This is a genomic window from Mixta mediterraneensis (assembly GCF_014946725.1).
In the GTDB taxonomy this organism is placed as follows: Bacteria; Pseudomonadota; Gammaproteobacteria; order Enterobacterales; family Enterobacteriaceae; genus Pantoea; species Pantoea mediterraneensis.
On sequence record NZ_JACFXY010000007.1, the window covers coordinates 221,745 to 232,919 of the forward strand.

General features: G+C 52.9%; 12 protein-coding genes and 2 pseudogenes. 11 read left to right on the forward strand and 3 right to left on the reverse strand.

What is annotated here, in order from left to right; all coding sequences use genetic code 11:
- Window positions 1-5 precede the first annotated feature (5 nt).
- The 6 genes and pseudogenes from H2P46_RS14625 to H2P46_RS14650 all read left to right on the forward strand — a co-directional run bounded on the left by H2P46_RS14625 (window position 6) and on the right by H2P46_RS14650 (window position 6,851).
- On the forward strand, window positions 6-206 hold the full coding sequence (locus H2P46_RS14625; RefSeq protein ID WP_193405704.1) for a DUF2065 domain-containing protein: 201 nt from the start codon (window positions 6-8) through the stop codon (window positions 204-206).
- Window positions 207-372: 166 nt separating this feature from the next.
- Window positions 373-1,671, forward strand: coding sequence for an adenylosuccinate synthase (locus tag H2P46_RS14630; protein WP_193405705.1), 1,299 nt, complete (start codon window positions 373-375; stop codon window positions 1,669-1,671).
- 220 nt (window positions 1,672-1,891) lie between these two features.
- On the forward strand, window positions 1,892-2,335 hold the full coding sequence (gene nsrR / locus H2P46_RS14635) for a nitric oxide-sensing transcriptional repressor NsrR (protein ID WP_193405706.1): 444 nt from the start codon (window positions 1,892-1,894) through the stop codon (window positions 2,333-2,335).
- Window positions 2,336-2,351: 16 nt separating this feature from the next.
- On the forward strand, window positions 2,352-4,787 hold the full coding sequence (rnr, locus tag H2P46_RS14640) for a ribonuclease R (RefSeq protein WP_193405707.1): 2,436 nt from the start codon (window positions 2,352-2,354) through the stop codon (window positions 4,785-4,787).
- Between the two features lie 74 nt (window positions 4,788-4,861).
- Window positions 4,862-5,596 (forward strand): 23S rRNA (guanosine(2251)-2'-O)-methyltransferase RlmB, encoded by a 735-nt coding sequence (rlmB, locus tag H2P46_RS14645; protein WP_193405708.1) that lies wholly within the window; start codon window positions 4,862-4,864, stop codon window positions 5,594-5,596.
- Between the two features lie 98 nt (window positions 5,597-5,694).
- Window positions 5,695-6,851: pseudogene (locus tag H2P46_RS14650) on the forward strand (acyl-CoA dehydrogenase family protein).
- On the opposite strand, the gene bsmA reads toward H2P46_RS14650, so the two are convergent.
- Window positions 6,825-7,151 carry a biofilm peroxide resistance protein BsmA gene (gene bsmA / locus H2P46_RS14655; protein WP_193405709.1) on the reverse strand — a complete coding sequence of 109 codons (327 nt, stop codon included), beginning with the start codon at window positions 7,149-7,151 and terminating at the stop codon, window positions 6,825-6,827. The pseudogene H2P46_RS14650 and the gene bsmA overlap by 27 nt on opposite strands.
- Before the next feature lie 588 nt (window positions 7,152-7,739).
- Here bsmA and yjfP point away from each other — a divergent pair.
- On the forward strand, window positions 7,740-8,489 hold the full coding sequence (yjfP, locus tag H2P46_RS14660) for an esterase (RefSeq protein WP_193405710.1): 750 nt from the start codon (window positions 7,740-7,742) through the stop codon (window positions 8,487-8,489).
- A gap of 46 nt (window positions 8,490-8,535) precedes the next feature.
- On the opposite strand, the gene H2P46_RS14665 is transcribed toward yjfP, so the two are convergent.
- Entirely contained in the window at window positions 8,536-8,739 is a 204-nt protein-coding gene (locus H2P46_RS14665; protein WP_193405711.1) for a hypothetical protein, read from the reverse strand.
- A gap of 376 nt (window positions 8,740-9,115) precedes the next feature.
- On the opposite strand from H2P46_RS14665, the gene rpsF reads away from it, so the two are divergent.
- Genes rpsF through rplI form a run of 4 tightly spaced genes read left to right on the forward strand, consistent with a single transcriptional unit; the run spans window position 9,116 to window position 10,555 of the window.
- On the forward strand, window positions 9,116-9,511 hold the full coding sequence (rpsF, locus tag H2P46_RS14670; protein ID WP_193405712.1) for a 30S ribosomal protein S6: 396 nt from the start codon (window positions 9,116-9,118) through the stop codon (window positions 9,509-9,511).
- A 6-nt stretch (window positions 9,512-9,517) separates the two neighbouring features.
- The gene (gene priB, locus H2P46_RS14675; protein WP_193405713.1) at window positions 9,518-9,835 is read left to right on the forward strand and encodes a primosomal replication protein N; all 318 of its coding nucleotides are present in this window, start codon (window positions 9,518-9,520) and stop codon (window positions 9,833-9,835) included.
- Window positions 9,836-9,839: 4 nt separating this feature from the next.
- On the forward strand, window positions 9,840-10,067 hold the full coding sequence (rpsR, locus tag H2P46_RS14680; protein WP_000135199.1) for a 30S ribosomal protein S18: 228 nt from the start codon (window positions 9,840-9,842) through the stop codon (window positions 10,065-10,067).
- A 38-nt stretch (window positions 10,068-10,105) separates the two neighbouring features.
- Window positions 10,106-10,555, forward strand: coding sequence for a 50S ribosomal protein L9 (gene rplI, locus H2P46_RS14685; protein ID WP_193405714.1), 450 nt, complete (start codon window positions 10,106-10,108; stop codon window positions 10,553-10,555).
- Window positions 10,556-10,603: 48 nt separating this feature from the next.
- Here rplI and H2P46_RS14690 read toward each other — a convergent pair.
- Window positions 10,604-11,047, reverse strand: a pseudogene (locus H2P46_RS14690) (LysM-like peptidoglycan-binding domain-containing protein); the annotation flags it as partial.
- Between the last annotated feature and the right edge of the window lie 128 nt (window positions 11,048-11,175).

Genomic DNA, 11,175 nt, shown 5'->3' on the forward strand with positions numbered 1-11,175 from the left:
TCAGAATGAATACAAGTGTCTGGATGGCGTTAGCTCTGGTCTTAGTGCTGGAAGGACTGGGACCGATGTTTATGCCCCGCGTCTGGCGACGTATAATTCAGTCGATGGCGCAACTGCCCGATCGCCTGCTGCATCGCTTTGGTGGAGGTTTAGTGGTCGCCGGAGTTGTGATTTATTGTATGCTGCGGATGCGCGGCAACGTTTAACACCGGGCATCCTGTCGCCTAAATAGTGGTTTTAAGGCGCGCTCCCCCCAACATGTTGTAGTGATCAAAACGCAGGCAAAAAAGCGCGCAATCGTATGCTAAAAGAGCTGAAAGCGGTTGGATCAGATGGTAGAATCCATTTTTAAGCAATCGGTGATTTTGAGAAATGGGTAAGAACGTCGTCGTACTGGGCACCCAATGGGGTGACGAAGGTAAAGGTAAGATTGTAGACCTTCTGACTGAACGCGCGAATTTCGTTGTGCGTTATCAAGGCGGCCACAATGCGGGCCACACACTTGTCATCAACGGTGAAAAAACCGTCCTCCATTTGATTCCTTCTGGCATCCTGCGCGAAAACGTTACCAGCATCATTGGTAATGGCGTGGTTCTCTCTCCTGAAGCGTTAATGAAAGAGATGAAAGGTCTGGAAGAGCGTGGCATTCCGGTACGCGAACGTCTGCTTATTTCTGAAGCTTGTCCGCTGATTCTGCAATATCACGTAGCGATGGATTTGGCGCGCGAAAAAGCGCGTGGCGCGAAAGCAATCGGCACGACCGGGCGCGGTATCGGTCCAGCTTACGAAGATAAAGTTGCCCGTCGTGGTCTGCGCGTTGGCGACCTGTTCAATAAAGACACTTTCGCTGCCAAGCTCAAAGAAGTGGTGGATTACTACAACTTCCAGCTGGTGCATTACTACAAAGAAGACGCGGTCGATTTTGATAAAGTGCTGAACGATGTGATGGCGGTAGCCGACATTCTGACCAGCATGGTCGTTGACGTGTCTGAACTGCTGGACAATGCGCGTAAGCGTGGCGATTTGATTATGTTTGAAGGCGCACAGGGTACGCTGCTGGACATCGATCACGGAACTTACCCCTACGTAACGTCATCGAATACCACGGCTGGTGGCGTTGCGACCGGTTCAGGTATTGGTCCACGTTACGTCGACTACGTGCTGGGCATTGTGAAAGCTTATTCCACACGCGTTGGTGCTGGCCCGTTCCCGACAGAGCTGTTTGACGAAACGGGTGAGTTTCTGTGCAAACAAGGCAACGAATTCGGTGCAACCACAGGGCGCCGCCGTCGTACTGGCTGGCTGGACGCAGTGGCTGTACGCCGTGCCGTTCAGATCAATTCGCTGTCAGGTTTCTGTATGACCAAACTGGATGTGCTGGATGGTCTGAAAGAAGTGAAGATCTGTGTTGCCTACCGCATGCCGGATGGTAGCGAAGTCACTACTACGCCGCTGGCGGCCGAAAACTGGGAAGGCATTGAGCCAGTCTATGAAACGATGCCTGGCTGGAGCGAAACCACGTTTGGCGTAAAAACGCTGGAAGGCTTGCCACAGGCCGCTCGCGATTACATCAAACGTATTGAAGATGTAACCGGCGTTCCGATTGATATTATTTCAACCGGCCCTGATCGCAGTGAGACGATGATTTTGCGCGATCCGTTTGACGCTTAATCACGCAAAGGCCGGCCAATGTCCGGCCTTTTTGCTAACCCGCTCTTTGACCATTCATCTACCTTTCGCTTACCAAATCGCCTTCTGGTTTAAAAAAACACACAGCCGTTCGGACTCTGGTTTATCATCTTACGTAATTATGTAGTGAACCGGTTTCACAGCGAAATCCTTCGCGAGGCGAGCGAATCTATGTCACTTATGATGCTTCACCGAGGTAAACGTGCAGCTGACAAGTTTTACTGATTATGGTCTGCGCGCCTTGATCTACATGGCGACCTTGCCTGAAGGCAAACTGACAAGTATTACCGAGGTAAGCGATATTTACGGCGTGTCGCGCAACCATATGGTCAAAATAATCAACCAGTTAAGCCGTGCGGGTTTTGTGGCGACAACACGCGGGAAAAATGGCGGTATTCGTCTTGGCATGCATGCCCGGCAAATCATTCTGGGTGAAGTCGTCCGCAAAATGGAGCCGCTACAATTAGTAGATTGTGGCGCATGTTCTATTACGCCAGCTTGCCGTTTAAAGAAAGTACTTAACGATGCGGTGCAGTTGTTTTTACGGGAACTGGATGGCTACACACTGGCGGATCTTGTCGAAGGTAATACCCCTTTATATGAAATCATATTGTCCGAACCGCCGGTGGCAATAAATATTAAATGACATCGGAGGAACCGCTATGTCAAAAGATCCTTATCAGGATAGAGAAGCTGAAAAATACGAAAATCCTATTCCAAGTCGGGAATTTATTCTGGCGCTGCTAGAAAAACGTGAAAAACCAGCCAGCCGCGATGAGCTGGCACAAGAAATGAATTTGCAGGAAGAAGAACATTTAGAAGCACTGCGTCGCCGACTACGCGCTATGGAACGTGATGGGCAGTTAGTGTTTACTCGCCGTCAGTGTTATGCGCTGCCTGAACGCCTTGATTTGCTGCGTGGCAAAGTAATCGGCCACCGTGACGGATATAGTTTTCTGCGCGCAGAAGGCCAAAAAGATGATTTGTACCTTTCCGCTGAACAGATGAAGTTCTGCATGCATGGCGATGTCATTCTTGCTCAGCCTTTAGGTGCCGATCGCAAGGGGCGTCGCGAAGCGCGTGTGGTTCGCGTACAGGAACCGCGTAATAATCAAATTGTCGGTCGCTACTTCACCGATGCAGGGGCCGGTTTTGTTGTGCCAGACGATAGTCGCCTGAGTTTCGATATTCTTATCCCGCCAGAAGAAACCATGAATGCCCGTATGGGCTCGGTGGTCGTGGTTGAGCTGATGCAGCGCCCGACGCGTCGTACCAAAGCCATTGGTAAAATAGCCGAAATCCTTGGCGATGATATGGGAACCAGCCTTGCCGTCGATATGGCACTGCGCACCCATGAAATCCCTCACAGCTGGCCGCCAGAAGTTGAGCAGCAGGTCAGCAGGCTCAGCGAAGTCGTGCCAGAAGAAGCGAAAGCAGGCCGCGTTGATTTGCGTCAGCTGCCTTTAGTCACCATTGATGGCGAAGATGCGCGTGATTTTGATGATGCTGTTTACTGTGAGAAAAAGCGCGGCGGCGGCTGGCGTTTATGGGTGGCGATCGCCGATGTGAGCTATTACGTGCGTCCAGGCACCCCGCTGGATAATGAGGCGCACCAGCGTGGAACCTCGGTTTACTTCCCTTCGCAAGTTGTGCCGATGCTGCCAGAAGTGCTCTCCAACGGGCTATGTTCGCTAAATCCACAGGTTGATCGACTCTGTATGGTGTGTGAAATGACGGTCTCGGCGAAAGGCAAACTGACCGGCTTTAAGCATTACGAAGCGGTAATGAATTCCCATGCGCGTCTGACTTACACCAAAGTGTGGAATATTCTTCAGGGCAACCCGGAACTGCGTGAGCAATACGCGCCGCGGGTAAAAGAACTGGAAGAGCTACACAACATGTATAAGGCGCTGGAAGCGGCACGTGAAGAGCGCGGCGGCATCTCGTTCGAAACGGAAGAAGCCCGGTTTATCTTTAATGCCGAGCGCCGTATCGAACGTGTAGAGCGTACTTCACGCAACGATGCGCACAAGCTGATCGAAGAATGTATGATTTTGGCGAATATCGCCTCCGCGCGTTTCGTTGAGAAAAATGAAGAACCTGCGCTATTCCGCGATCACGATCGCCCCAGCGACGACAGCATTAAAGGTTTCCGCACCGTATTAAACGAGCTGGGACTGAGCCTGTCGGGTGGAAATAAACCGCAACCCATTGATTACGCTGACTTGTTAACCGAGGTGGCCGATCGCCCGGATGCGGAAATGCTGCAAACCATGCTGCTGCGTTCAATGAAACAGGCGGTTTACGATCCAGAAAACCGGGGACACTTCGGCCTGGCGCTGGCGTCTTACGCTCACTTTACCTCGCCAATTCGCCGTTACCCGGACTTACTGCTGCACCGCGCCATTAAATATCTGCTGGCAAAAGAGCGGGGCGAAGTGAAAGGGCTGACCACCGAAACCGGCGGTTATCACTACGATATGCAACAAATGTTGCAGCTGGGCCAGCACTGTTCCTTAACTGAGCGTCGCGCAGACGAAGCGACACGCGACGTTGCGGACTGGCTGAAATGTGACTTTATGCAGGACCAGGTCGGTAACGTCTTTAATGGTGTGATTTCCAGCGTGACCGGTTTTGGCTTCTTTGTGCGCCTCAACGATCTCTTCATTGATGGCCTGGTCCATGTCTCAACGCTGGATAATGATTACTATCGTTTTGACCCCGTTGGGCAGCGTTTGATCGGCGAATCCGGCGGTCGGACTTATCGCCTGGGCGATGCGGTAGAAGTGCGTGTTGAGGCCGTGCACATGGACGAACGCAAAATTGACTTCGCGTTGATTTCCAGCGCGCGTCAGCCGCGTGGCGCAGGTAAAACCGCACGCGATCGAACAAAACGGGAAGGGAAGGCGCCGCCGAAGCGTCGCCGTGAAGCCAGTAAAAAAACCAACTTCGAGCCGGATTCGGCTTTCCGCAGTGACAAGAAAAAGCCTGCCACTGCCAGGAACGAGAAAAAAAGTAAAAAAGTCTCGGAGAAAACCCGTAAAATCGCCGCCGCCACTAAGGCTAAGCGCGCCGCGAAGAAGGCGAAGCCTGCCTGACGTGTGCCTCTGCCCTTTCTCGCTTGAGCGAGGGCGGTTTATCATCCATTCATTTCTAACCACTGAGCAGATCGATGAGCGAAATAATTTTTGGTATCCATGCCGTGCAGGCGCTGCTGGAACGCGATCCACAACGTTTCCAGGAAGTCTTTATTCTCAAAGGCCGCGACGATCGTCGCCTGCAACCGCTGGTAACCGCGCTGGAAGCTCAGGGAATCGTCATTCAACTGGCAAACCGTCAATGGCTCGACAGCCAGGTTGAAGGGGGTGTGCATCAGGGCATCGTGGCTCGCGTCAAGCCGGGTCGTCAGTATCAGGAAGGCGATCTGCCGGATTTGCTACACAGCCTGGAAAAACCATTTTTACTGGTGCTGGATGGCGTTACCGATCCCCACAATCTTGGCGCCTGTTTGCGTAGCGCCGATGCGGCAGGCGTGCATGCGGTCATCGTACCGAAAGATCGCTCCGCCACGCTCAATGCAACGGCGAAAAAAGTCGCCAGTGGTGCCGCAGAAAATGTGCCGTTAATTCGCGTTACCAACCTGGCGCGTACGTTGCGTTTGTTGCAGGAGTACAATATTTGGGTGGTGGGAACCGCCGGCGAAGCCGATCATACCCTGTATCAAAGCAAAATGACTGGTCCAATGGCACTGGTGATGGGCGCTGAAGGTGAAGGTATGCGCCGCCTAACGCGTGAACACTGCGATGAGCTAATCAGCATTCCCATGGCGGGTAGCGTTTCTTCGCTGAACGTGTCGGTGGCAACCGGCGTTTGTCTGTTTGAAGCGGTGCGCCAGCGCAGCCTGTAATTTCTGTTGGCGTGATCGCCGCCACAAAAAAGTTTCTGTACCAGGCATAACTGCGCATCGCTCCCATAATTAGGGAGTAAATTCCGTGAGGAGTGGTTATGACCTGGACAACCCACACCGTATTTAATCAGCCGCAACCCCTCAGCAACAGCAATTTATTCCTTTCCGATACGCCATTATGCGAAGCACTGTTACGCGAAGGCGGTGAATGGGATCGCGAATGGCTGGCTTCGGTTGGTTTGCAACTTGGCAGCGCTGAATCGCTGGAGCTGGGAAGATTAGCTAACGCCGAGCCACCCGAACTGCTGCGTTACGATGCACGTGGTGCGCGTTTAGATGAAGTGCGTTTTCATCCTGCATGGCACTTACTGATGCAGGGCGTTTGCGCCAGTCGTTTGCACAATCTCACCTGGCAGCCAGATGTACGGGAACGTGCCAGCGTGGCGCGTGCGGCGCGCTTTATTCTCCATGCGCAAGTGGAAGCCGGAACGCTTTGTCCGGTGACGATGACGCATGCCGCGATCCCTTTATTACAAACTTACCTTCCTGCCGCGTTTGAAGGCTGGTTCGATCCGCTGCTGAGCGATCGTTACGACACGCATGCGCAACCCGGCGAGCAAAAGCGTGGTTTACTCATTGGCATGGGGATGACAGAAAAGCAGGGCGGCAGCGATGTTATAAGCAACACCACGCGAGCCGAACCGCTGGGCGTGCGCGAGCCTGGTCACAGCCTGCTCAGGAACACGAGGTGAGGTTTGCTCGCCTGTTTACGCCCGCCGCGAAATATGGCATTTGCAAAGCGGGTATGCCGTTTGTCGCCGAAGCGATGGAGACATTAGGCGGAATTGGCTATTGCGAAGGAAGCGAACTGCCCCGGCTGTATCGTGACATGCCGGTCAATAGCATCTGGGAAGGCGCTGGCAATGTGATGTGCCTGGATGTACTGCGAGTGCTGACAAAGCAATCTGACATTATTGAGATGCTGAATCAGGAGTTCGATGCGGTAAAAGGCAGTAACCGACACTTTGATGCGCGCTGGCGACAACTTAAGCTGAAATTGGGCAAAGCTCAGGAAACGCAAGCGCGTGACCTTACGCAGAACCTGCTGCAACTGGCAACCGGTGCGCAGCTGCTGAAATATGCTGAGCCGCCAATAGCGGATGCGTGGTGTCGCCAGTGGCTGGATCAGCGCGGAACACGGCCTTTAGACAGCGCGCTGACCAACCGTTTACTGCTGCGTGCGAGCGGCGGGTAACGCACCATATAACGTCGCCGTGGCGTACCATAAACCGGGCATCACCGTTTCATCTATCATTACAAATTGATAGTAAACCGCGCCAGCCTGGTTCGCTCGCGCGGCAATTTCACGTTCCGCATCATCCGGCGAACCGCGCACGCTGACGCTAAGGGTGCCCATTTTCGGCAAGCCATAGGTTTGCGCACGCGTAATTTCCTGCGAATGGCGAGTTGGTGCCGGTGGGGCTTCCGGCGTGGTCTGAAAGGCCGAACAGCCGCTGAGCAGCAGACTTACAGCCAGAAAAAAAGCGTAACGCATGGCGAATCCTTAATCGGGACGATGATCTGAGTGTATGCTACTGTCCCGATAGCGAGCACAACTTAAGGTAAAAATGCTGGCTGCGTTAAAGGGTGACCCGCTTGACGCAGGATTTGCGCAGTGCTTTCTGCGGGTGCCACTCAATCGCTGCTCTGATGCAGCCTGGCTGGTTTGATTTATGACCTATCTGCTGGTCAATTCCCAACGCCAGTTGCTATGCGATAACGTTAAACTTTCTTGATGCCTGAACCTGCTCACTATGGGTCGCAATGTGCGTCATCGCTTCGCGCGATTGCGCCGCCAGGATATGGCCTGTAGCAACCATGCTGATGGAGTTGCAAGCAGACCCTCTCTTTGGCTGCCTGCGCCAGTGTCTGTACTTCCACAGCAACGTCAGATGTCAGGCCGTGGAGCGAGAGTGGCTTCATCACTGACCTCCGCATCAAATCAGGCGGATACAACATCAACGGCAGACAGCAGGAAAAGCGTAGCGTGATGATTATTCCATCAAAATGTGAACCGGCTCGCATTTCCATCGACAGAACGTACACTTGACTGGCAGGTTTTGAACTTCACTCAGGAGGGAACATGATTGAACTCACCACGGAAACGCTGGCTGGTATCGAATGCATTCACGCGACGCCCACGGGTCAGCGTCACGCCAGGCTACCGACCGTGCTGTTTTACCACGGTTTTACCTCATCAAAAGAAGTGTATGCCTATTTTGCTGTGGCATTAGCCCAGGCTGGCTTTCGTGCGGTGATGCCAGATGCGAATATGCACGGCGCGCGCTATAGCGGGAATGCAGAATACCGTCTGAGTCATTTCTGGGACATTCTGAAACAGAATATTGATGAAGTCCCGCTGCTTGAAGCGGCACTGCGCGAGAAAGATCTGATTGCTGATGAACGCTTCGCGGTTGCTGGCGCATCAATGGGCGGCATGACGGCGCTCGGGGCGATGGTGCGCTATCCACAGATTCACAGCGTCGCCTGTATGATGGGGTCAGGCTATTTTATGCAGCTCAGCCATACGCTTTTTCCGCCGCTGGTGGCGCGTACGCCTGAACAAAAGACGCAGTTTGCCGAGCGTATGGCACCGCTGGCCAGTTACGATCCTTGCGCTCAGTTAGAAAAGCTGGCTAATCGTCCGCTGCTGCTGTGGCATGGCGAAGCGGATGAAGTAGTGCCTTTTGCCGAAACGACACGGCTCGACAAAGTGCTGCGTGAGCAAGGGCTGGACGCCCATCTGACCTCGCTGTCCGAAAAGCACATTGGCCACAAAATTACCCCTTCCGGCCTGACTGCTCTGGTGAGTTTCTTTAAGCATCAACTGTAAACGTAACGGGCTGGCAGCACACAGCCAGCCCGTTACGTTAAGAGCATTACCACGGGTTTGATTGCCGTTCCGCCGCGTTATTGCTGCTGGCGTGGCGATTGTCCGGCGCATCCAGTCGGTTAACGTAAATATAGCCTGAAGCCGCTTTGCTACTGTTACTTCTCATCTGCTGCGCACAGTCAGCATGGCTGGCAAGAGCGGGTGGAGACAGGAAGAGACCCAGTAAAGTGGCGATGACGAACGCTTTCATGCCCGACTCCTCATTACAGGGAACACACTCTGATCAGACGTCAGCGACGTCTGAGTTAAAGTTTAGTGGCTGGTCAGTATGTCGCTAGCTCGCCGTCCTGAACGTTTTTATCAGCATTTTTGAACAAGTTGCCCACAATCCTTTGTATTTTCAGCGTTAGCACAAAAAGCACCGGTATCTGGCACGGCGCATCCGATTTAATGAAATGTGCGCTTGAGTTTAACGGGGGACATCAGTATGATTACGCGTCAATTTTTCAGCCGCATTCTCAGGTTGTGACTCATGAAAAGTGGGGCACTGCCTATAACGTTCCTTGCTTCCACGGGCCGCGGTTGACCCAGACAGGAGGCTGAATAATCCGTAAGGAGCAATTTCGATGCGTCATTACGAAATCGTATTTATGGTCCATCCTGACCAGAGCGAACAGGTTCCAGGCATGATCGAGCGTTACACTGGTGCTATCACTGGTGCACAGGGCACGATCCACCGTTTGGAAGACTGGGGCCGCCGTCAGCTGGCTTACCCGATCAACAAACTGCATAAAGCGCACTACGTTCTGCTGAACGTTGAAGCGCCGCAGGAAGTTATCGACGAGCTGGAAACGAACTTCCGCTTCAACGACGCCGTTATCCGTAGCATGATTATGCGCGTTAAAAACGCGGTAACTGAAGCATCACCGATGGTTAAAGCGAAAGATGAGCGTCGTGAGCGCCGCGAAGATTTTGCTAACGAATCCGCTGATGACTCAGATGCTGGGGATTCTGAAGAGTAATCCATCGTGACGGTTAATCGGCTGCGCTTGTCTGGCACGGTGTGCAAGACGCCGGTTCGAAAAATTAGCCCGTCAGGAATTCCTCACTGTCAGTTTGTGCTTGAGCACCGCTCAGTGCAGGAGGAGGCCGGATTTCACCGGCAAGCCTGGTGTCGGATGCCGGTGATTATCAGCGGCAGCACCCATCAGGTGATTACTCAACATATAACGGTCGGCACGCAACTCATTCTCGAAGGCTTTATTAGCTGCCATCAGGCGCGCAATGGTCAGAGTAAAATGGTGTTACATGCCGAGCAGATTGAATTGATAGATTCTGGAGACTAGCCAAATGGCACGTTATTTCCGTCGTCGCAAGTTCTGCCGTTTCACCGCGGAAGGCGTTCAAGAGATCGATTATAAAGATATCGCAACGCTGAAAAACTACATCACTGAAAGCGGCAAGATTGTTCCAAGCCGTATCACCGGTACTCGTGCAAAATACCAGCGTCAGCTGGCTCGTGCTATCAAGCGCGCGCGTTACCTGTCTCTGCTGCCGTACACTGATCGTCATCAGTAATCGGCCGCTGTCCATAACGACTTTAAGAGGATAAGGTAATGCAAGTTATTCTGCTTGATAAAGTAGCAAACCTGGGCAGCCTGGGTGATCAGGTTAACGTTAAAGCGGGCTACGCGCGTAACTTCCTGGTTCCACAGGGTAAAGCTGTTCCTGCTACTAAGAAAAACGTTGAATTCTTCGAAGCACGTCGTGCAGAACTGGAAGCCAAACTGGCTGACGTTCTGACTGCAGCTAATGCACGCGCAGAGAAAATCAATGCACTGGGCACCGTTACCCTCACGTCTAAAGCAGGCGATGAAGGTAAACTGTTCGGTTCCATCGGTACTCGCGACATCGCTGACGCTGTAACTGCAGCTGGCGTTGAAGTGGCTAAGAGCGAAGTTCGTCTGCCGAACGGCGTTCTGCGCACCACAGGTGAGCACGAAGTGACCTTCCAGGTTCACAGCGAAGTATTCGCGAAATTGATCGTGAATGTAGTTGCTGGGTAATTTATTACTGAGCAATGCAGAAACGCCGGCCTGTGCCGGCGTTTTTGTTTATTGCGCGCGGATAAAACTGCCATCCGGCTGACGGGTAAATAACACCGGGCCATTTGCGCTAACGACGGTTAATCCTGTCACCACACCTTGCGCGTCCTGCCGAATCTTCACCTGCTGTCCACTCTGTAATGCACTTAGCGGCTGATCGCTACCTTCCACGCGCGCCATAGCAAACACATCATTTACCGGTAAGCTATTATCGCGAAACAGCTGCGCCAGCGTTTGACCCGATGCGACGGTATAACTGCGCCATGTGCCTTGTGAATCGCTTTTCGGCGGGGTTTGGGTTTGCGCGGACTGCTGAGAAGGCGGCGGATTGTTATCATAAATATCCGCCTGCATGGGCCCGTCTTTTCCTGTTTCGGTAGAAGGTGTAGCCGGGCGTTCAACCGGATACTGGGGCGTGTCCGAAGGCCAGAGAAACGCTAACAGCATCACCAGCTGTCGCTACCGATGTAAAACTGGCCCACCTGCCGATGTAAATCTGACCCACCTAGGGTAAAAATGGCAGTTTTAAGGCACTGCCAATGATGACATTGGAGACCAGAGTGGAGATTAGTGTTTTACAC